Here is a 20,133-nt window from a genome sequence, read left to right on the forward strand (position 1 = left end):
GATGCCGTGGACGCCGTGACACTTCGGCCTGGAGGGGCCCGGACGGGAGGAGTGCTGGATGATGAAGGTCGTCCTGGTCGGGTGCGGAGCCATGAGCAAGCACTGGCTCGATGCCGCAAGGCGGATCGACGGGCTCGCCATTGCCGGCCTTGTCGATCTCGATGCCGAACGGGCGCAAGCGAGGGCGCGCGAATACGGGCTCTCCAATGCAGTGGTCAGCACAAGCCTCGACGCCGTTCTCGATGAGACCAAGCCCGACGCCGTATTCGATGTCGTGGTCCCGGCTGCCCGCCGCGAAGTCGCGCTTTCGGCCTTCGCCCATCATTGCCATTTGCTCACCGAAAAGCCGCTGGCCGACAGCCCGGACAATGCGCGCGCCATCATCAAGGCGGCGCGCAAGGCCAGGCGCGTCCATGCCGTCGTCCAGAACCGGCGCTACGTCGCCAATGTCAGGCGCATCAGGCGCTTCCTAGACTCCGGCGCCATGGGCGCGCCGACTAGCATCCACGCCGATTTCTTCGTCGCGCCGCATTTCGGCGGCTTTCGCGAGGAGATGCGCCACGTGCTCTTGCTCGACATGGCGATCCACACCTTCGACGCCGCGCGCTACATGGTCGCCGGCGAACCGGCCAGCGTCTACTGCCAGGAATGGGAGCCGGCCAGTTCCTGGTATCGGCAGGGCTCATCGGCGAGCGCCGTCTTCGATCTCGGCGGCGGCAAGGTGTTCACCTATGCCGGCTCCTGGTGCGCGGACGGCTTCCGCACCAGCTGGGAAGGCAGCTGGCGCATCGTCGCCGAGCGCGGCAGCGTGCTGTGGGACGGCCATGACGGGCTCAAGGCGGAGGTGGTTGCGTCCGGCCGCGATGGTATCATCGACAAGACCCAGCCGATCGAAGTGCCGCCGCTCGATCCGACGGACCGCGTCGACGGCCATCTCGGCATCATCAAGGATTTCATGCACGCGATCGAGACCGGCGCCGAGCCGGAGACGCGCGGCGCCGACAACCTCAAAAGCCTGGCCATGGTCTTCGGCGCGATCGAGAGCGCGGAGAGCGGGCGGCGCGTGGCAATCGTCAAGGAAGCACAATGATGGCAAATCCGCTTCTCGACATCAGGATCGGCACCATGGTGCGGGCCAATCTCGACGACCCGGGCGCCTATGTCAGGCAGATCCTGCCGCTCGGCTTCGAGAGCATTCAGCCTTTCTTCTGGCAGACGCTGGACGGCAAGGACCTGAAGCGCCTGGCGGGCGAAATCCGCGAGGCGATCGGCGATGCCGACGTGACCGTGTCGTCGATCGGCGTGTTCGGCAACCCGCTGGAAGGCGGCGAGGTCGATCGTGGCGTGCTCGCGGCCTGGGAGACCGTCATCGACAATGCGCATCTGTTCGGGACATCCATGGTCAGCGGCTTCACCGGCCGCATCCGCGGCAAGAAGCTGACCGACAGCCTGCCGCGTTTCCGCGAGGTCTGGGGGCCGTTGGCGAAACGCGCCGCCGACAAGGGCGTGCGCATCGCTTTCGAGAATTGCGCGATGGACGGCAACTGGGCGGGTGGCGACTGGAACATCGCCCACAACCCGGATGCCTGGGAGCTGATGTTCAACGAGTTGCCCAACGACAATCTCGGCCTCGAATGGGAGCCGTGCCATCAGCTCGTCTATCTGATCGACCCGATCCCGCAGATCCGCAAATGGGCGCCGCGCATCTTCCACGTCCACGGCAAGGACGCCACCGTGCGCTGGGACGTGATCCGCGAGCACGGCGTGTTCGGCCGCCTGCCGTTCGTGCAGATGCGTACGCCGGGTTTTGGCGACAGCGACTGGACGCGGGTGATCAGCGAGTTGCGTCTTGCCGGTTACAAGGGCGCCATCGACATCGAGGGCTGGCACGACCCTGTCTATCGCGGCGATCTCGAGATCACCGGCCAGGCGCGCGCGCTCGACTATCTGAAGCAATGCAGGGGAGGGTCCAGCTACCTGCCCAATCCGGCTTGAGGCCAAATTGAGGATTGGTCGCCGGGAGGAGCCGGCCGGCACTGCGGCGCGCCGCGCCGAGCGATTGTCGAAAACCCTCCGATGCGAGGGATCAAAAGGGAGGAACGTGCATGAGCATGACGACCAGAAGGACTGTTCTGCGCTCGACCGTCGTGGCGGCCGCCACGGCGCTCTGCGCCTCAATCTCCACTTTGCCGGCACAGGCGCTGGACGCGCAATGGTGCAAGGACGTGCACATCCGCTTCTTCGTCGGCGGCGCCGAGGGCGACGCCTTCGGCACCATCGTCTACAATGGCGCCAAGCAGGCGGCCGCCGATCTCGGGCCGAAGGTCGACTACATCTTCTCTCAGTGGGACGTCGAGAAAATGGTGCAGCAATTGCGCGAGGCGGTCGCTGTCAAGCCACAGGGCATCGCCATGATGGGCCATCCGGGCGATGCCGCGATCATGCCGCTGGCCGAGCAGGCGCATAAGGACGGCATCAAGATGATGTACCAGAACGTGCCGGTGCCGAAGGTGGTGGAAGCGTTCGGCGGCGGCTATGTCGGCGCGCAGCAGGAGCAGCAGGGCCGCGCGCTCGGCGCCGAGGCGTTCAAGCTTGGCAAGCTGAAAGCCGGCGACAAGGCAATCATGATCGGGCCGTTCGAGAATGAAAACCGCGGTGCCCGCGAACGCGGCACGGTAGCTGCCTTGAAGGAGGCGGGCGTCGAGGTGATCCAGCTCTCCTCGCCGCCGAGCGGCGAATGGGCTTCCGATCCCAATCTCGCCATTCCGGTGATCACGGCAGCACTTCTCAACCATCCCGACGTCAAGGCGGTCGGCTATCCCGGCGGACAGATGCTCGGCAATGTCGCCACCTACATGCAGGCGGCGGGGCGAAAGCCAGGCGACATCTTCAATTTCGGCTTCGACACCAGCCCGCAGATCGTCGAAGCCTTCAAGGGCGGCTGGGTGCAGCTGACGGCCGACCAGCAGCCGTTCCTGCAAGGTTACCTGCCTATCCTCAGCCTTTGCCAGCAGGTCGTGCTGGGACTGGCGCCGATGAATGTCGATACCGGCGCGGGTTTCGTCACGCCGCAGAATTATGAGATCGTCGCCGAGCTCGCCAAGCAGGCGCTGCGTTGACCTCCCAAGCCGCCGGCCGGGATTAGGCCCGGCCGGCCGGATCGCCGGCGCAAAGGCCGGCAGAGGGACAATTCAAGCGAGGATCGCATGGGCGAACGCATCATCGAACTGCGCGACATCAAGAAATCCTATGGCCAGGTCTATGCGCTGGGCGGCGTCAATCTCAGCGTCGACCGCGGCGAGGTGGTCGGCCTGATCGGCGACAATGGCGCCGGCAAGTCGACGCTGATCAAGATCCTGTCCGGCGTGGTCAAGCCGACCAGCGGCGAGATCCTGGTGCGCGGCAAGCCGGTCAGCGGATGGAGCGCGGCGCGCTCGCGCGACGCCGGCATCGAGACGGTGTTCCAGGACCGGGCTTTGGCCGTGCAGCAGACGATCGTGCGCAACATCTTCATGGGCCGCGAGCTCACCAGCTTCATGGGCTGGCTGAAGGTCAACAAGGAGATCGAGGAAGCGAGCCGGCTGATGCGCGAGATCGGCTTCACCTCGAAAGTGTTCACGCCGCAGTCGATCGTCGGCCAGCTTTCCGGCGGCGAGCGCCAGGGCGTGGCGATCGCGCGCGCCATCTACAAGCAGGCGGAGCTGATCATCCTCGACGAGCCGACGACGGCGCTGTCGCTGACCGAGACCGCCAAGGTCTTCCACTTCGTGCGCCAGGTGCGGGCGAGCGGCCGCTCGATCCTGTTCATCGGCCACAACATCCACCATGTCTTCGATATCGCCGACCGTTTCGTCGTGCTCGACCGCGGCAAGGTGGCGCTCAGCGCTGACCGTAGCGACGTCAAGTCGGCCGACGACCTCATCAATTTCATGGAAGACGTCGCGCATCCGGGCGGGCTGCCCGGACTGCAGGAAGCCGGCGAAGCGGAGCACGGAGCGCGATGAGCAAGGCCATGGAACCCGATCTGCAGAAGCCCCTTGCAAGCGCGCGCGGCGCGGCAGTCGGCAAGGAATGGAACCATCCCTCCGATCACTGGCTGCGCGGCTTCGTCCTCGACAACCGTGCATCGCTCGGCACGCTCGCCGTCTTCGTCGTCATGATGGCGGTGTTCATAATCGCCAACCCGACCGTGTTCTCCACCTGGTACCTTTACAGCTCGGTGCTGACGACGCTTCCGGTGGCGCTGTTCGTGGTGGTGCCGCTGGTCTTCGTCGTCACCTGCGGGGAGATCGACCTGTCGTTCCCGGCGACCATGGGCTTCGCCTCCTGGGTCTTCGCGCTGGTGGTGCAGGCCGGCTACGACCCGTTCCTCGGCATCGCGGCGGCGCTCGTCACCGGCACGCTGCTCGGCTTCCTAGTCGGATCGCTGGTGGTCTATGGCGGGCTGTCGTCGCTGATCGCCACGCTCGGCATGAATTTCCTGCTGCGCGGCCTGATCCAGATCATCAACGAGGGCAAGTCGATGGCGCTGACCGGCCTTGCCGACAGCTCGGCCTACAGGATTTTCTCCAGCCAGGTCTGGGGCATCCCTGTGCAGATATTCTGGGCCATCGCCTTCGTTGTGTTTTCGGCGCTGCTCTACAACCGCCATCGCTTCGGCGCGCAGGTCAAGGTGGTCGGCGACAATCCCGACAGCGCCAGGCAGATGGGCATCGACGTCAAATGGGTGCGGGTGAAAGTGTTCGTTTTCGTCGGGATCGGCGCTGCGATCGCCGGCACGTTTTCGGTGATGATCAACTTCACCTGGTGGCCGACGGCGGGCGACGGCTATCTGTTGCCGGTGCTCGCCTCGGTGTTCGTCGGCGGCACGCCGACCTGGGGCGGCATCGGCACGGTGGTTGGCGGCGCGATCGGCGCAGTCACCGTGTCCTTCATCCAGACCGGCGTGGTGGCGGCGGGCCTGAGCGGCTTCTACGTCCAGTTCTTCAACGGGCTGATCATCATCCTGTCGCTGCTCGGCCATAAGTGGAACCAGGCAAGGTACAGGTGAGGAGCTGCCCGAATTTCTGGTGCGCACAAGGGACCGATGGAGTGGACTGAGGGAAATAGCGCTCACCACTGGCGATATGATCGAAGCAGATGGGAGGCCCAGAAGGCGGATTGAGGGGATAGAAACACGTCGCAGTTTTGATAAATCTGAAATTGTGCGATAGTCCGGCCACTTCTTGATCGTGGGTTTGGGGCTGCGGAATGAAGAAATCTTCTGGATATCAGATTGTAAAGAAATTCTTTGAAGCTCAATTTGACGTGTTTGATCGCATAAATATCATACTTGAGCAGTCTCGCTATAATATTGAAAAAACCCCTGACGTAAATGAGCGAGCAGTATCGTCGGCAATGTTGAAAGACTTAATAAAATTTGAGAGTAATTTTGGAGAATTTGACGTCGAGCTTTGGAATTATGTTTATGATGTATCCGACTCTAGAGAGTTAACAAATCAAAAATCGATTCAGGGCGGGTTTTCTGATCACAAGGAATATTTTTTCAACAAAATAGAGTCTTGTGTTAATCTATTGCAAGATGTGATAACGGAAACTAGCGCTGTTGGATACGAATGGAACGAAGTTGATTCTCTATTAAATTCAGTTGAGAATCTTTTTGACGCTTGCGAAGAGCTAATAGAAATCGATCCTCGGGATTTAGATGACCCTGAGGTTGTCGAATTGTTCGGGGACATACCTCTTCAGAAGCTAGCTCCAATTGAAGTAGTTGCGTCTTCTTCCCTTATAAAGCGGAAGATTCCGAGTCTCGCTGAGGGCAGAATGGCTCGGTCTTCGGCCCAGCGCGCGCTGGTAACTTTGTCGGAAGTCATATCCGATATAAATGACGACATACAAAATTCTAACTGCGACATAAGAATCAAGAAATGCTCAAAAAGGATGCTTAGGGAGATTTCAAATAACTACGACGATTTTCATCCCATCTCATTTGGTATAAATGTCAGTATTTTCAGATCATTTAGCTCCTCGATTTCTGAGGAGTTCGGTGAAGCATCAGCAGCCTATATTTTGGCAGCGTTGGTTCAGTCAGAAGCTTTCCTGAGAAATTTCCAGAGTTGGATAGAATACTCACAGAACTCTCTGGTCGAAGGCGTCGGTGATAGTGGCGATCTTATATTCGTATTCTCTAAGATGATGGATCACGAAGTCTTCGATGCGGATGTTAAGGTCGCCGCAAAGGAACTGGAGGCAGATAAGAGAGAAACAGGGATTGCGGAGAAAAAATTTGAATACTCAATATTTCAAAGTGTATCAAACGTAATATCTACGGCCTTAAGGGAGGCTCTTCTGTACGTCGCAGGCGTTGTCGGAAAAACGGCAAGATATATAGCTGCCAGCGTTGAGAGAGCCGTTGGAGTTCTCGCGGTTTCGTGGCTTACTTATAACTACTTTTCTTTGCTACAAATCGCGGAGAAATATGAGTTTTTCAAATGGATAAAACCCGTAATCGAATTCGTGAAAAAATATTCCGCTACTCAATAGACTAAACCGGCGCGACAAACCCGTCCAGCACGCGTTTCTGGCCGGCCTTGTCGAAGTCGATGGTGAGCTTGTTGCCGTCGATGGCCGCGATGTTGCCGTTGCCGAATTTCTGGTGGAAGACGCGGTCGCCGACATTGAAGGCGGATGGCGTGTCGGCGACGGATTTGGCGACCAGCTCGCCCTCGATGGTGCGGCCTTTCACCGAGGTGCGGCCGGCGCCGTAGCCGGAGTCTGTCTCGCCATAGCCGATGCGTTCCACCTGATGGCCGGAGCGGGTGCCCCAGTTGCGGTCGGTCGCCTCGGTGCGGTTCGCCTGCGCGCGCTGCCAGCCGGGCGTGGCATAGGTGTTGGAGAAGCTGCCCTGGTCCTTGGCGCCGATATTGTCGAAGCGCGAGGCGCCGTAAGGATTCTGCCGGCCGCCGCCGCGCCCGGAAGCGAAGGCGCCGCCGCCATAGGGATTGCCGTAGCCGCCGTAGCTGTTGCCGCTGTCGGCGATATCGACATGGGTTTCGGGCAATTCGTCGACGAAGCGCGACGCGATCGTCGATTGCCAAAGGCCGTGAATCTGGCGGTTGGAGACGAACCAGATGTGCAGGTTCTTCTTGGCGCGCGTCAGGCCGACATAGGCAAGCCGGCGCTCTTCCTCGAGGCCGGAGCGTCCGCCTTCATCCAGCGCGCGCTGATGCGGGAACAGGCCTTCCTCCCAGCCGGGCAGGAAGACGGTCTCGAATTCGAGGCCCTTGGCCGAATGCAGCGTCATGATCGAGACCGCATCTTGCGACTCGCCTTGCTCGGCCTCCATCACCAGCGCGACATGCTCGAGGAAGGAACGGAGCGATTCATACTCCTCCATGGAGCGGATCAGCTCCTTGAGGTTTTCCAGCCGTCCGGGCGAATCCGCCGAACGGTCGTTCTTCCACATGTCGGTGTAGCCGCTCTCCTCTAGGATGGTCTCGGCGAGTTCGGTGTGCGGGGTGGTTTCCAGCGCCTTCTGCCAGCGCTCGAAATTGGCTGCGACCTCGCGCAGCGCCGCGCGCGGCTTCGGCTTCAGCTCGTCGCTTTCGGCGAGCGTCGCGGCGGCCTCCAGCATCGGGACGCGCATGGCGCGCGCCGTGTCATGGATCTGGCGGATGGTGGCTTCGCCCAGCCCGCGCTTCGGCACGTTGACGATGCGCTCGAAGGCGAGGTCGTCGCCGCCGTTGGCGACGACGCGGAAGAAGGCAAGTGCGTCGCGGATTTCCAAGCGCTCGTAGAAGCGCGGGCCGCCGATGACGCGGTAGTTCAAGCCCAGCGTGATGAATCGGTCTTCGAAGGCGCGCATCTGGAAGGAGGCGCGCACCAGGATCGCCATGTCGTTGAGGTTGTGCTTCTGCCGCTGATAGGCCTCGATGGCGTCGCCGATGGCGCGCGCCTCTTCCTCGGAGTCCCAGGCGGCGTGGACGTGCACCTTGTCATCCTCGGGGTCGTCGCGGTCGGTGAACAGCGTCTTGCCGAAGCGGCCCTCATTGTGGGCGATGAGATGCGAGGCCGCGCCCAGAATATGCGCGGTGGACCGGTAGTTGCGCTCCAGCCGGATGATGGTGGCGCCCGGAAAATCCTTGTCGAAGCGCAGGATGTTGTCGACCTCGGCGCCGCGCCAGCCATAAATCGACTGGTCGTCGTCGCCGACGCAGCAGATATTGACTTTGTTTTCGCTCACGGCCGCGCGCTCGCTCCGCTCGCTGGCCTCCGCGGGGGCGGCCTGACCGGCCGGCGCCCGGTCGGGCTTGCGGCCTTCGGCCGATGGCGCGCGCCCTGACTGGGGTCTTTGCGCCAACAGGCGCAGCCACATATATTGCGCGGTGTTGGTGTCCTGGTACTCGTCGACCAGTATGTATTTGAACCTGCGGTGGTACTCCTTCAGCACGTCGGGGTAGGCGCGGAAGATGCGGATCGGGTGATAGAGCAGGTCGCCGAAGTCGCAGGAATTCAGCGTCTGCAGCCGTTCCTGATAGGCCTTGTAGAGTTGGCGGCCCTTGCCGTTGCCGAAACTGCGCGCATCGCCTTCCGCGATTTCGTCGGGTCCGAGACCCTTGTTCTTCCAGTTGTCGAGCATCTGGGCAAAGGTCTTGGCTGGCCAGCGCTTGTCGTCCAGCCCTTCGGCCTGGATCAGCTGCTTGATCAACCGCACCACGTCGTCGGTGTCGAGGATGGTGAAATCCGACTTCAGCCCGGCAAGCTCGGCGTGGCGGCGAAGCAGCTTCACGCCGATCGAGTGGAAGGTGCCGAGCCACGGCATGCCCTCGACATTGCCTTCACCGATCAGGATGCCGATGCGCTGCTTCATCTCGCGCGCGGCCTTGTTGGTGAAGGTGACGGCCAGGATCTGCGAAGGGAAGGCCCTGCCGGTGGCAAGGATATGGGCGATGCGGGTGGTGAGCACCCGCGTCTTGCCGGTGCCCGCGCCGGCCAGCACCAGAACCGGGCCTTCGGTCGTCTCGACGGCGAGCCGCTGCTCCGGGTTGAGGCCCTTCAGATAATCGGGCGCGCCGGTCTGGCCGCTGCGCGCCGCCATGGCGCGCGCGGCTATGCCGGATGGAGCCGCCGCCGGCCGCGCATTCGGTTCATCGAAAAAAGGCATGTCCTCGGAAAAGCCCGACATCGCCCCCGAATGTAGTGATTCGGCAGCGAAAGACCAGAACTGTCTACGTTTTGTTCTAGTTTTTGGCGATCCGCATCCGCTCGCTGATCGCATCCGCCACGTAGCCGGCGTCCCTTTCCGCGCCGTGGATCATTGTCGAGGAGGGGGAGTGCTGGAATGGCAGGCCGCAGACATAGAGCCCAGGTTCGCCGGTAACGGACCCGCGATATTGCCCCGGCCGGCCGCTTTCATCAAAAATCGGCAGCTTGATCCAATCCAGTCCGGGCCGGAAGCCGGTGCACCAGATTACGTTCTCGACCTCGAGAGCCTCGCCGGTCTCGAGCACCGGCTTACCGTCCTTGACGGTGGCGACGCGCGCAACCCGGTTTATCTGGGCCGCGTCCATGTGTTGCGGCTTTACCCGGATCAGCGGAAGGCCATGGACGAGATGTGCTGGTCTTACCCTGCGCCCGATCGGCGTATCCACGGAAAGCAGACGGTGGAGAAGGACGCGGAAAACGAACGGTATCACCACACGGAGAGCGATGGTGCCGTTGTAGGCCACGGGAATGTGGCCTGGATGCCGGCCGGCCAGCCAGACGCGGTGCGTGCCGGCCAGGTCCATGGCAATCTCCGCACCTGAATTGCTGGCCCCGACCAGAAGTACCCCGCCCGGCCTGAGCTGCGACGGGTTTTGGTAGGCGGATGAGTGGAATTGCCGTATCGCGGGATCAAGCAGCGCGGCGAAATCCGGAAGCTTCGGCTTCTGGTAGCTCGCGGCGGCAAAGACGACATGATCGGCGGTGAAACGGCTCGCGCCGGCGGTGACGACATAACGCCCGCCGTGGCGATTAACCTCGTCAACCTTGGCGCCCGTGCGTACCGGCAAGGCGAATTTCTCGGCATAGGCTTCCAGATAATCGGCCATTTCATCCTTGGTCGGGAAGGAATGGGCCGGGGCCGGGAAACGCATGCCCGCCAGTCCGTCGAAGCGCGCCGGCGTGAAAAGGCGCAGCGAATCCCATCGCGCGCGCCAAATATCCCCGACGCGCTGGCGAGCTTCCAGGATGACGAACTTTATCCCCTTGCGGGCCAGATAGTAACCGACGGAAAGGCCGCTCTGGCCTGCGCCGACGGGGATAGGCCCCATGCGGCAAAGGAAAGATGATGGGGATTTCTCCCCATGGGGCTAGCAGTGCCTAAAGCGCGCCGCGACGAGCGGATTCGGGCGACGCTCCAAGTCTTTGTTTCGATACTTGTCGTTGCCCCAAAACGCTGCGCAATTTGGACGATATGCGTTAGAGCAGGCCGTGCTGGAAGGCGTAGGCGGTCGCTGCGGCGCGCGAGTTGACCGCGAGCTTGTCGAAGATGTTGGAAACGTGACGGTCGACGGTCTTTTCGCTGAGGCCAAGTTCGACCGCTATCGTCCTGTTTGTCTTGCCGGTGGTGATATGGGTCAGCACCTCTATCTCGCGCCGCGTCAGGCCGTGCGCCGATGGCGTGACGGGCCTGGCCAATGCGTTAAGGCGATCGAGATCAGGCGCGGCGCCGAGTTCCACAAAAACCGAACGCGCGGCGTCGAATTCGAGTCCCGCGCCATCCTCGTCCGCGAGCATACGGCAGGCCTGGCCGGCCAGCACGCGCAGCCGCGCCTCCAGATAGGGAGCGCCGGCGCGTTGCCAGATCGCGAGCGCCGCGCGGAAGTGACCGAGCGCAGCCGCGGCGTTGCCGTCGTGCATTTCGATTTCGCCTCTTGCCTGAGATGCGATCGCACCCAGTATCTCGGTCGCGAACCGGCTGGCGGTCGCTTCCAGCTCACGGCAGGCGTTGCGGGCCTCCTCGATCGCCCCGGCGGCGATTGCAATTTCGATCATCGCCGGAAGCAGGCGGGCACGGCTGAGCGGTGCTTCGGTGGTGGCGAGCACACGGCGCAGGGTCGCGGCCGCCTGCTCCGTGCGGCCTTGCATCAGGCGCAGCAAGGCCATGCCCGGCTGCGGCTCGAGTCCTAGCCGGCTGGCATTCCGGTACATCTCCTCGGCGGCGGCGAATTCGCCGCGCAGGCGGTGGATTTCGGCTTCTTGATAGGCGGCGCCCGCGATCGTGTTGTCGCGAGCCGCCTTGGCAACAGGAGAAGATGCCGCACGGCGCGACTCCGCGATCGCCTCCGGCCAATTGCCGTTCATTTCCATGATCTCTGCCCGGTGCAGCATGCAGGCACCGTTGAATTGAACCAGTTGCGGCTGCGCTCCGCACCAGGCCGACAGCGCATCCGTCCATTCGCGGGAGCGATCGAGCGCATAGACCTGGCGGCACTCGGCGATGAGATTGCAATAGACCAGCCCGGTGACTACCGGCGAGAGCTCGCCTCCGATGACGGGCAACATGGCTTCATCCAGAGAGGCGATGCCTTCCTCGACGCGCCCTTGCCGTACCAGCGCGCGACCGAGAACGCACCTGGCGAAAGCGACCAGGTCGATATCGCGACAGCGCTCGCCTATCGCAAGCGCCTGCCTTGCATGCGCAGCGGATGTTTCATCACTGCCTGCCCTGAGATCTTTCTGCGCCGCCAGCAAAGCCAGATAGCCTTGTGTCGAGCATTCGCGACCAAAGCTCTCCACAAGGCGCTGCGCCCGCTGCAGCCATGCGGTTGCGCGGCCCTGCTCGCCCAATGCCAGAAGCCGGGAGCCATGGAAGCAGGCCCAATATGCCGCTCTGTCGTCACGGCCCGCATCGCTGTGCGCTTTGACCAGGCGTTCGGCTGCGGCAACGATATCGGGATCGCGGTCAAGCATTCCAGCCGACCAGAACATGCGCTCCAGATCGTCTGTTCCCAAAGCGGTGACTTCGTCCGTGGCCCGCAGTAACTCCAGCGCATCCGCCCAAGCCCGCTTCTCATAGGCGTCGCGGGCGCGTCGGAGCATTGTGGCAACGCTGTCCATCGACAAGACATAGCACCGGCCGACGGATTTCCGGAAGACCGTCCGGCATGCGCACGCGCTCACGCACCGGCCAGCGGGATCGAAACGCCGATTGCGCAGTGGGAGGACCGGCGCCATGAATTGACACGGCGCACGGGCCAACCGAAACTGCCGCTGCAGAAGAGAATCGGAAGCATACTGGTTCCAGGTTTGTAGCGGGGATCTTTCTGCTGCGCATAACTGCGGGAGTCTTTCGTGGCCACCACCATCACCTCCCTTGTCCTCTTCCTCATCGGTCTCATTCTTGGCGGCGGCGGCATCTGGCTCATCGCGCTGGGCGGCAGTTGGTATTACCTGATCGCCGGCCTGGTCTTCCTGATCACCGCCTGGCTGCTGTTCAGGCGCAGGTCGACCTCGCTTTGGCTCTACGCGCTGTTCGTGCTCGCCACATTGTGCTGGGCGGTCTGGGAAATCGGCTTCGACTGGTGGCAGCTCGGTCCGCGCGGCGGTGTCATCGTGCTCATCGCCCTGTGGTTGCTGACGCCATGGGCAAGGCGAGGCCTGCGGGGGCCGGACGGACGCGCGCCGCTGATCCTGGCCGTGCTCGCCTCGCTCGCGGTCGCCGGTTATTCGATGACCGCCGATCCCAAGGATACCGGCGGCACGCTGGGCACCGAGAAGGTGGCGGCGGCGGCCAATCTCGGCGGCGACATGCCGGCCGGCGAGTGGCGCTTCTACGGCCGCACGCCCTTCGGCCAGCGCTATTCGCCGCTCGACCAGATCACGCCTGACAATGTCGCGAAATTGCGGCCGGCCTGGACCTATCGAACCGGCGACGTGAAAGGCCCCGACGATATCGGCGAGACGACCTACCAGGTGACGCCGCTGAAGATCGGCGACGCGCTGTTCATCTGCACGCCGCATAATTTCGCCATCGCCATCGATGCCGCGAGCGGCAAGGAGAAGTGGCGCTACGACCCGAAGATCAAGCTCGACCCCGACCGCCAGCACCAGACATGCCGCGGCGTGTCCTATTATGCCGACGCCAAGATCGCCGCCGGCCAGCCTTGCGCCGCGCGCATCTATCTGCCGACTTCCGACGCGAGGCTGATCGCGCTGGACGCCGCCAACGGGCAGGTGTGTCCGTCCTTCGCCGAGGGGGGCACGTTGAACCTGATGGCCAACATGCCCTATCCGAAGTCGGGCTATTACTATTCGACGTCGGCGCCGCTGATCGTCGCCGGAAAGATCATCGTCGGCGGCGCGGTCAACGACAATTACTCGACCGAGGAGCCGTCCGGTGTCATCCGCGCCTTCGACGTCGATACCGGCGCGCTGCTGTGGAACTGGGATTCCGGCAATCCGGATGTGACGACGCCGCTGCCCGCCGGGCAAACCTACACCCACAACTCTCCCAACATGTGGTCGACCGCGAGCGCCGACGAGAAACTCGGGCTGCTCTACGTGCCGCTCGGCAACCAGACGCCGGACCAGCTCGGCATGGGCCGCAGCGCCAATGTCGAGAAATTCTCGTCCTCGATCACCGCGCTCGACCTCAACACCGGACAATTGCGCTGGGTGCGGCAGACCGTGCATCACGATCTGTGGGACATGGACGTGCCGGCACAGCCGTCGCTGGTCGACATCACCACGGCGAACGGCGTGGTGCCGGCGCTGGTCGGGCCGACCAAGCAGGGCGATCTCTACGTGCTCGACCGGCGCACGGGCGAGCCGATCATTCCAGTTAAGGAAGTGCCCGCGCCCGGCGGCGCGATCGAGGGCGATCATGCCTCGCCGACGCAGCCGGCGTCGGACCTTTCATTCAATCCGAAGCCGCTGACCGGCGCCGACATGTGGGGTATCACCATGTTCGACCAGCTGGCGTGCCGGATCGAGTTGAAGAAGCTGCGCTATGAGGGACGCTACACGCCGCCCTCGCTGCAGGGCTCGCTGATCTATCCCGGCAATTTCGGCGTCTTCAACTGGGGCGGCGTCGCGGTCGATCCGGTGCGGCAGGTGATGTTCGGCATGCCGACCTACCTCGCCTTCACCTCGAAGCTCATTCCGCGCGCGGACGTGCCGGCGCCGGGCGACAACACCAAGGGCAGCGAGCAGGGGCTGAACCGCAACGACGGCGCGCCTTACGCGGTGGTGATGGGACCGTTCCTGTCGCCGCTCAGCATTCCCTGCCAGGCGCCGCCCTGGGGCTATGTCGCCGGCGTCGACCTCAAGACGGGAAACATCGCCTACAAGCACCGCAACGGCACCGTCTACGACATGACGCCGCTGCCTTTGCCGCTGAAGGTCGGCGTGCCGGGCATAGGCGGACCGATGATCACGGCGGGCGGCGTCGCTTTCCTGGGCGCCGCGGTCGACGATTATCTGCGCGCCTATGATCTCACCACCGGCAGGCAGCTCTGGCAGGCGAGGCTGCCGGCCGGCGGCCAGTCGACGCCGATGACCTATACGGTGGCCGATGGCCGCCAGTTCGTCGTCATCGTCGCCGGCGGTCACGGCTCGGTCGGCACCAAACCGGGCGATTACGTGATGGCCTATACGCTGCCGAAATAGGTGCGGGTGAGGCCGGTCTGCTACGAAAGCAAGAAGCCCGCCAGCAGGACGGTCAGGAGAAGCGACACGGGTACGGCGAGAAGCCAACGAGCCTCCAGGACACTGTTCCGATAGTCTTCCATTTTCTCGCTCCAACCTTTTAAGACGGCTCCAGCGCGTAACCCGCCAGCGCTGGAGCCTCTGCTCGTGCTCAACCGCCGTCGCGGGAGCTTCCGGCAGTCGGTCAACGGAGGGTCGGTTGGTTCGTTCCTGGCGCAAGTCCCCAGTCCGCTATCGGTTCCGACTGAAGTCGCACATCACAAGCATTGGTCCCAAGGACGAAACATATAGCCCGCTATCTCATTGTGTCCCCGACTGGCGGCCATGAGTCCCTTCATCGCCAGTTTATGGATGCCCGTCACCCCAGCAGGATGGCGGGCATCCGTTGAGGGAGCAAGAGGTGGACGGTGTCGATTTCCAATGAGTTGCGAGACGTGAGATCCGTTACGAGTGCCCTAGCCGCCACTCGCCGATCATCAAAACCGGTTCATGGGTCAAGGCGGTAAGCATCTTCAGCTGCGATGATTGCAAGACCAAATTGACGTCTGGCACACATACTAACGGAGGCAAACCATGATCGAAACTTCCAGATCCCTGGAAGCCAAGGTGGCGGGTCTGCATGAGAGGATGCAGACGGCCAACGTCAGCGTGGATGATATGGTCGCATTTCAGAAGGTCGCCCACATTTTGGACAATGGTCGCGGCGGCATCGACGTCGATGACCTGATCGCACTGTCCTTTGTCACGTCGGATGAGTGCTCAGGAAAATGCTAAATGGGACCGGAGGCGTCAGCGATAATGGTTTTGCTTTCGTGCAGTCCGGAGTGGGCTTGTCGGCCGCTCGAAATCGCGCCTCAAATCTACTCGGTCGATAAATGCAGAGCGGCCTTGGCGGATCGTTTGGCTAAGTCCCCTGTCGGCGAAATTATTGGCCAGTGCAGGGAGGTTGACGCTACGTTCACCGATTCGCTGCCGCCTGGATATTCCGCCCTAACAATCACCCGAGGCACAGAAACTACGAACTATCTTGTTCCCCATGAGGCGGACTAAGCGGCTTCGCCGGTGGGACGCCTTCGGTCGTCAGAAAGCGGATCGGCCCCGCCGTCGAATGGCCGAGCCGCTCAAGACCTGTTCGGAACGCTTCAAAGCCCGAGATGGCCCCTCAGGCTCGGCACCTGGTCCAGCACCTGGTTGGTCAGGTCCGGGCCGGCGGCGGCTTCGGCCTGCTTGATCAAGGTTTCGCCGGCCTGCCGGATCTGCGCCATGTCGAGGCCGGATGCCTTGAGCACGGCGACGCCGCTGATCAGCGCACCGGCTTTTTCGCCGAGCACGCCGCCAAGCGCGCCCTGCAGCGACGACAGAAGTCCGCCGCCCGAATTGGCCGTCGCGCCGGCGGCCATCACGTCGTATCTCTGCGCCAGCGCACCGGCGCCGGGGATCTGGTCGAAGAAGGACGAAACGCTGGTGCCGTCCGCTTCGTGCTCCAGCACGGAAAAGATGGTGCCGACAACCTTCTCGGTGGTCGGCTCGTCGAGGCCGGCCTTCGAGGAAACGGTGTTGATGATGTCCTGGGCGTTCATGGCATTCCCCTTTTCGTCATTCGTATCGGCGAGGCGGCTCGGCCAACTTCGTGTCCTAATGTGACAGCACCATCAAGACTTTCAGAAATGACCAAAATGTGATGAATCAAGCTGCTTGCCGGCGCAGCGGCTCTACTAAGATCCCCCCAAGGGATCATCACCCGGGCGTGACTGGACCGTGCAATTCTCGACCCTATGTTGCGGATCACCCGCCAATCGTCGAGGACAGCCATGACCGAACCCGTTGCCAAGCCCGTCATCACTCAGCCTGTCATCAGTCAGGCGATGATCGATGCCTATGACGAATACACGCATCTGACGCTCGACCGCCGCCGCTTCATGGAGCAGTTGACCAAGCTGGCGGGCTCGGGCGCCGCGGCGGCTGCGATCGCGCCGATGCTGGCGGCCAATTCCGCCCAGGCCGCGATCGTCGCCGAGGACGACAGCCGCGTTAAGGGCGGGGACGTCACCTATCCCGGCTCAAGCGGCGAGATGAAAGCCTATCTGGTCAAGCCGGCGGATCAGTCGGGCAAGCTCGGCACCGTCATCGTCATCCACGAGAACAGGGGTCTCAACGCACATATCCGCGACGTCGCCCGGCGCGTGGCGCTGGAAGGGTTCGTCGCGCTGGCGCCGGATTTTCTGTCGCCGCTCGGCGGTACGCCGTCCGACGAGGACAAGGCGCGCGACATGTTCACCAAGCTCGACGCTGCCCAGGTCGCGGCCGACGGCGTGGCGACGATCGCCTACCTCAAGGGCCTCAAGGACGGCAACGGCAAGGTCGGGGCGGTCGGCTTCTGCTGGGGCGGCGGCGCGGTCAACCAACTTGCCGTCCATGCGCCGGACCTCAGCGCCGGCGTCGCCTATTACGGCATGCAGCCCAAGGCCGAGGACGCCGCGAAGATCAAGGCGCCCCTGCTTCTGCATTATGCCGGGCTGGACAACAGGACCAATGCCGGCATCGACGCCTACAAGAAGGCGCTCGACGCCGCGCATGTCGAATACACCGTCTATGTCTATGACGGCGCCAATCACGCCTTCAACAACGACACCTCGGCCGCGCGCTACGACAAGAAGGCCGCCGATCTCGCCTGGGGGAGGACGATCGCTTTCCTGAAGGAGAAGCTGGCCTAGCCGAGCGGTCCAGAGCAATTTCCAGGAAGAGTGACAAACGGCAACCTTTCAAAATCCCTGTGTCGGGGAACCAGGGCGTTTCACTGTCTCACGGAAACGGCGCCAGGGATTGGTTGAAGCCGCCCAACCTCGTCATTCTATGGTCTGCGCCGCGTCGCTTCGCTCCTGCTCCGCCCTAGAATGACGATCGTGATGGGCGTTTCGGCCAATCTCCGAGGCATGTCGCCTGCCGACAACGCAAACAGAGCCGACCGGTCAAAATCCCTGCGCAGTGCCACTAGGCGTTTGCCGCCGGCTTGTGGAAGGCGACGCCGGCGATGACCAGCGCAATGCCGATGCAGTCGGTGACGCTGGGCACCTGGCGCAGCACGACGACGCCGATCAGCGTTGCCGTGAGCGGCAGGAGCGAGAGCATCAATGCGAAGCTCGCGCGCGGCAACCGCGCCATGGCGAACTGGTCGCAGATGTAGGGGATGACCGAGGAGCAGACGCCGACGCCGATCGCGGCGACGAGGAGTTGCGGCGACGAGAAGGCAGGCAGCGCCTCGCGAAAGCCGATGGGCAACACGATGAGGAAAGCGACTGCCATGGCGGTGCCGAGGCCGGCGATGCCGATGCCTGCCTGGGCGACGCGGTGACCGATCACGATGTAGCCGACGAAGAGGGCACCATTCAAAAAGGCCCAGAACAAGCCGACCGGATCGCTGGACCATTTCACGTCGATGAGCAGCAAGGTGCCGACAACGGCAACGGCGAGCGCAGCAAAGTTGCGCGGGCTGCGCAGGCCGACCAGCGCGACCGCGATCGTGCCGACGAATTCGATCGCCGCCACCAGCGAGATCGGCAGGCGGTCGAGCGCCAGATAGAACGAGCAGTTCATCACCGCCAGGCAGATGCCGAAGGCCAGCAGCAGCAGCCGCTGAGCGCGGTCCGCGCGGGCGAAGACGCGCCAGGGCCTTGTCAGCGGGGCGAAGATGACAGTGGCGGTGGCGATGCGCAGCCAAGCCATGCCGAGGACGCCGACCTGAGCGAAAAGCAGCACCGCGAAGGCCGGGCCTAGATAATGGAACACGGCGCTGACGCAGAACCAGACATGCGGCGGCAACGCGTTGGCCATTCCAGCAAGTGTGGTGGGGCCGGCGAGGGCGGGGCGTGTATCGATATCACCGCTGGCCTGCTTTGCAGCCGGAATTTGCGTTTGAACTTTCATAAGAGCATTATCGCAGGCAAAATTCACGGAATACATGCGCAATGAACGGCTAGGTGCGTGGTTTCGCTTTCTGATGGAAGAGATTTGATTTGAAAAACCTTCGAAGTGAAAATGTCGACCTCGACGCGATCGATCTGAAGGTCCTGCGTCTGTTGGAAAAGGACGCGCGCATCAGCATGGCGGAATTGGCGCGCGCGGTCGGGCTGTCGGCGCCGAGCGTGGCGGAGCGCATCCGCAAGCTGCAGGAGAACGGCGTGATCGAGGCCTATACGGTCAGGATCAATCCGGCCGCTCTCGGCATGAAGCTGTCGGCATGGCTGAGAATAAGGCCCGTGCCGGGACAACTTTCGGTGGTGGCGGACATCATCCGCGAGCTGCCGGAAATCGCGCAATGCGACCGGGTCACTGGCGAGGACTGCTTCATCGCGCTCGCCCATGTCGGCTCTGTAAGCGAGCTCGAGCGGGTGATCGACCGGATCATCCCCTATGCGATGACCAACACCGCCATCATACAGTCGTCACCGGTCGAGCCGCGCTCGCCGCTGGGCGGGTTCAAGCCGCTATGACTGGGCAGCTATGACTGGGCAGCGATGATGAGGCAGCGACGATGGATCAAGCGTGGCCGCGTTTCATGCGCGCCTGCTTCAGAATCGCGCGCCAGCGGATCATGTCGAACGGGATAGGTTCGTTGTTGTTGGCGATGTGGAAGATCTCGTTGTTGACGTTCTTCAGCGATCGCCAGAAATCATAGTCGGTGATGCGTGGATCGGCCGCCAACCGTTCCACTTCGACCTTGATGTCGGTTTTCATGCACTGTCCTCGCACCGCATTCCGCCAGCCGCCCGCGCGTAAACCCGGTAGGGCGGTTTTCGAACGCACCGGTGAGTCGTTCAACGGACTCAACCGACTTGTTCACGTTAAAACCTTGGTAAGGTTAACGCGGGCGCGCGGGTTTTCAAGCGCCCTTGCGCTTGATGCCGATCGAGCGGCCGGCGCGCTCGGGCATCGGCAGCGCCGCATGGGCGGCGCGCACGGCCTCCAACTTGGCCATCACGTCGGCGGGGAAGGGGGCGACCTTCGGTCCTTCCATGTCGACATGCAGCGACAGCGTTTCGGACGTGGCGGCAAGCCAGCCGTCGACATGGCGGATTTCCTGATAGGTTCTCAACCGCTTGTCGTCATGATCGATGAGCTGGAACGATACCTTGACCGTGTCGTGGAGATGCAACTCGCGTACGTAGCAGATATGGACTTCCGCGGTGTAGACGCTGAGGCGGCGCTCCTTGGTATAGCTCGAGTCCACTCCCATCATTGCGAACGCTTCGTCGGTGCCGCGATCGAACAGCACGTTGTAAAAGGCCATGTTGAGATGGCCGTTATAGTCGATCCAGTCCTTCTCGATCGCCAATGGGCGGGAAATGATGGGCGCGGGGATCGTCATATGGTTTCCTTGATCGTCGCTGGACAGAGCGTGGTTGGTGAGGTTCTGTTCATGTGGCGCAATTCCGGACGGAAAAC

Annotated in this window: 17 protein-coding genes; 10 read left to right on the forward strand and 7 right to left on the reverse strand. The window is 62.6% G+C overall.

What is annotated here, in order from left to right:
• Window positions 1-58: 58 nt before the first annotated feature.
• From FJ414_RS10165 to FJ414_RS10190, 6 genes are all read left to right on the forward strand, one after another.
• Window positions 59-1,090 (forward strand): Gfo/Idh/MocA family oxidoreductase, encoded by a 1,032-nt coding sequence (locus FJ414_RS10165; protein ID WP_140644110.1) that lies wholly within the window; start codon window positions 59-61, stop codon window positions 1,088-1,090.
• Entirely contained in the window at window positions 1,087-1,995 is a 909-nt protein-coding gene (locus FJ414_RS10170) for a sugar phosphate isomerase/epimerase (RefSeq protein ID WP_140644113.1), read from the forward strand. Before FJ414_RS10165 ends, FJ414_RS10170 begins: the two co-directional genes overlap by 4 nt.
• Before the next feature lie 110 nt (window positions 1,996-2,105).
• The gene (locus FJ414_RS10175; protein WP_140644115.1) at window positions 2,106-3,119 is read left to right on the forward strand and encodes a substrate-binding domain-containing protein; all 1,014 of its coding nucleotides are present in this window, start codon (window positions 2,106-2,108) and stop codon (window positions 3,117-3,119) included.
• Window positions 3,120-3,206: 87 nt separating this feature from the next.
• The gene (locus tag FJ414_RS10180) at window positions 3,207-4,004 is read left to right on the forward strand and encodes an ATP-binding cassette domain-containing protein (protein ID WP_140644117.1); all 798 of its coding nucleotides are present in this window, start codon (window positions 3,207-3,209) and stop codon (window positions 4,002-4,004) included.
• On the forward strand, window positions 4,001-5,050 hold the full coding sequence (locus FJ414_RS10185) for an ABC transporter permease (RefSeq protein WP_140644119.1): 1,050 nt from the start codon (window positions 4,001-4,003) through the stop codon (window positions 5,048-5,050). The genes FJ414_RS10180 and FJ414_RS10185 overlap by 4 nt, the downstream gene beginning before the upstream one ends.
• Before the next feature lie 200 nt (window positions 5,051-5,250).
• On the forward strand, window positions 5,251-6,543 hold the full coding sequence (locus tag FJ414_RS10190) for a hypothetical protein (RefSeq protein ID WP_140644121.1): 1,293 nt from the start codon (window positions 5,251-5,253) through the stop codon (window positions 6,541-6,543).
• Between the two features lies 1 nt (window position 6,544).
• On the opposite strand, the gene FJ414_RS10195 is transcribed toward FJ414_RS10190, so the two are convergent.
• The 3 genes from FJ414_RS10195 to FJ414_RS10205 all read right to left on the reverse strand — a co-directional run bounded on the left by FJ414_RS10195 (window position 6,545) and on the right by FJ414_RS10205 (window position 12,102).
• Window positions 6,545-9,184 (reverse strand): UvrD-helicase domain-containing protein, encoded by a 2,640-nt coding sequence (locus FJ414_RS10195; protein WP_140644123.1) that lies wholly within the window; start codon window positions 9,182-9,184, stop codon window positions 6,545-6,547.
• Window positions 9,185-9,239: 55 nt separating this feature from the next.
• A complete protein-coding gene (locus tag FJ414_RS10200; protein WP_140644125.1) occupies window positions 9,240-10,313 on the reverse strand; it encodes an NAD(P)-binding domain-containing protein in 1,074 nt (357 codons plus the stop codon).
• A 148-nt stretch (window positions 10,314-10,461) separates the two neighbouring features.
• Window positions 10,462-12,102 (reverse strand): helix-turn-helix transcriptional regulator, encoded by a 1,641-nt coding sequence (locus FJ414_RS10205; protein WP_140644345.1) that lies wholly within the window; start codon window positions 12,100-12,102, stop codon window positions 10,462-10,464.
• Between the two features lie 234 nt (window positions 12,103-12,336).
• On the opposite strand from FJ414_RS10205, the gene FJ414_RS10210 reads away from it, so the two are divergent.
• Together FJ414_RS10210 and FJ414_RS10215 are read left to right on the forward strand one after the other, a co-directional pair.
• On the forward strand, window positions 12,337-14,652 hold the full coding sequence (locus FJ414_RS10210) for a glucose/quinate/shikimate family membrane-bound PQQ-dependent dehydrogenase (protein WP_140644127.1): 2,316 nt from the start codon (window positions 12,337-12,339) through the stop codon (window positions 14,650-14,652).
• Window positions 14,653-15,264: 612 nt separating this feature from the next.
• Window positions 15,265-15,465: a hypothetical protein gene (locus FJ414_RS10215; protein ID WP_140644129.1), complete on the forward strand. Its 201-nt coding sequence runs from the start codon at window positions 15,265-15,267 to the stop codon at window positions 15,463-15,465.
• Between the two features lie 368 nt (window positions 15,466-15,833).
• Here FJ414_RS10215 and FJ414_RS10225 read toward each other — a convergent pair whose 3' ends face one another.
• A complete protein-coding gene (locus FJ414_RS10225; RefSeq protein ID WP_140644133.1) occupies window positions 15,834-16,271 on the reverse strand; it encodes a hypothetical protein in 438 nt (145 codons plus the stop codon).
• Between the two features lie 231 nt (window positions 16,272-16,502).
• Between FJ414_RS10225 and FJ414_RS10230 the strand changes: the two genes are divergently transcribed.
• A complete protein-coding gene (locus FJ414_RS10230; RefSeq protein ID WP_140644135.1) occupies window positions 16,503-17,405 on the forward strand; it encodes a dienelactone hydrolase family protein in 903 nt (300 codons plus the stop codon).
• Window positions 17,406-17,682: 277 nt separating this feature from the next.
• Here the strand turns inward: FJ414_RS10230 and FJ414_RS10235 are convergent, their stop codons facing one another.
• Window positions 17,683-18,522 carry a DMT family transporter gene (locus FJ414_RS10235; RefSeq protein ID WP_246672358.1) on the reverse strand — a complete coding sequence of 280 codons (840 nt, stop codon included), beginning with the start codon at window positions 18,520-18,522 and terminating at the stop codon, window positions 17,683-17,685.
• A 182-nt stretch (window positions 18,523-18,704) separates the two neighbouring features.
• Here FJ414_RS10235 and FJ414_RS10240 point away from each other — a divergent pair, with 182 nt between their 5' ends.
• Window positions 18,705-19,181, forward strand: coding sequence for an Lrp/AsnC family transcriptional regulator (locus FJ414_RS10240; protein ID WP_140644139.1), 477 nt, complete (start codon window positions 18,705-18,707; stop codon window positions 19,179-19,181).
• 46 nt (window positions 19,182-19,227) lie between these two features.
• Here FJ414_RS10240 and FJ414_RS10245 read toward each other — a convergent pair whose 3' ends face one another.
• Together FJ414_RS10245 and FJ414_RS10250 are read right to left on the reverse strand one after the other, a co-directional pair.
• Complete coding sequence (locus tag FJ414_RS10245) at window positions 19,228-19,425, reverse strand: hypothetical protein (RefSeq protein ID WP_027168755.1); 198 nt, start codon at window positions 19,423-19,425, stop codon at window positions 19,228-19,230.
• 145 nt (window positions 19,426-19,570) lie between these two features.
• Window positions 19,571-20,056 carry a thioesterase family protein gene (locus FJ414_RS10250; protein ID WP_140644141.1) on the reverse strand — a complete coding sequence of 162 codons (486 nt, stop codon included), beginning with the start codon at window positions 20,054-20,056 and terminating at the stop codon, window positions 19,571-19,573.
• Window positions 20,057-20,133 lie beyond the last annotated feature (77 nt).

The sequence above is a fragment of the Mesorhizobium sp. B3-1-6 genome, assembly GCF_006439555.1.
In the GTDB taxonomy this organism is placed as follows: domain Bacteria; phylum Pseudomonadota; class Alphaproteobacteria; order Rhizobiales; family Rhizobiaceae; genus Mesorhizobium.

Excerpts from the sequence above, each read along its gene's own strand:
- FJ414_RS10190 (WP_140644121.1), top strand. The coding sequence starts at position 5,251 with ATGAAGAAATCTTCTGGATATCAGATTGTAAAGAAATTCTTTGAAGCT.
- FJ414_RS10245 (WP_027168755.1), bottom strand. The coding sequence starts at position 19,425 with ATGAAAACCGACATCAAGGTCGAAGTGGAACGGTTGGCGGCCGATCCA.
- FJ414_RS10250 (WP_140644141.1), bottom strand. The coding sequence starts at position 20,056 with ATGACGATCCCCGCGCCCATCATTTCCCGCCCATTGGCGATCGAGAAG.
- FJ414_RS10205 (WP_140644345.1), bottom strand. The coding sequence starts at position 12,102 with ATGGACAGCGTTGCCACAATGCTCCGACGCGCCCGCGACGCCTATGAG.
- FJ414_RS10165 (WP_140644110.1), top strand. The coding sequence starts at position 59 with ATGATGAAGGTCGTCCTGGTCGGGTGCGGAGCCATGAGCAAGCACTGG.
- FJ414_RS10230 (WP_140644135.1), top strand. The coding sequence starts at position 16,503 with ATGACCGAACCCGTTGCCAAGCCCGTCATCACTCAGCCTGTCATCAGT.
- FJ414_RS10215 (WP_140644129.1), top strand. The coding sequence starts at position 15,265 with ATGATCGAAACTTCCAGATCCCTGGAAGCCAAGGTGGCGGGTCTGCAT.
- FJ414_RS10170 (WP_140644113.1), top strand. The coding sequence starts at position 1,087 with ATGATGGCAAATCCGCTTCTCGACATCAGGATCGGCACCATGGTGCGG.
- FJ414_RS10225 (WP_140644133.1), bottom strand. The coding sequence starts at position 16,271 with ATGAACGCCCAGGACATCATCAACACCGTTTCCTCGAAGGCCGGCCTC.
- FJ414_RS10200 (WP_140644125.1), bottom strand. The coding sequence starts at position 10,313 with ATGGGGCCTATCCCCGTCGGCGCAGGCCAGAGCGGCCTTTCCGTCGGT.
- FJ414_RS10180 (WP_140644117.1), top strand. The coding sequence starts at position 3,207 with ATGGGCGAACGCATCATCGAACTGCGCGACATCAAGAAATCCTATGGC.
- FJ414_RS10195 (WP_140644123.1), bottom strand. The coding sequence starts at position 9,184 with ATGTCGGGCTTTTCCGAGGACATGCCTTTTTTCGATGAACCGAATGCG.
- FJ414_RS10175 (WP_140644115.1), top strand. The coding sequence starts at position 2,106 with ATGAGCATGACGACCAGAAGGACTGTTCTGCGCTCGACCGTCGTGGCG.
- FJ414_RS10235 (WP_246672358.1), bottom strand. The coding sequence starts at position 18,522 with ATGGCCAACGCGTTGCCGCCGCATGTCTGGTTCTGCGTCAGCGCCGTG.
- FJ414_RS10185 (WP_140644119.1), top strand. The coding sequence starts at position 4,001 with ATGAGCAAGGCCATGGAACCCGATCTGCAGAAGCCCCTTGCAAGCGCG.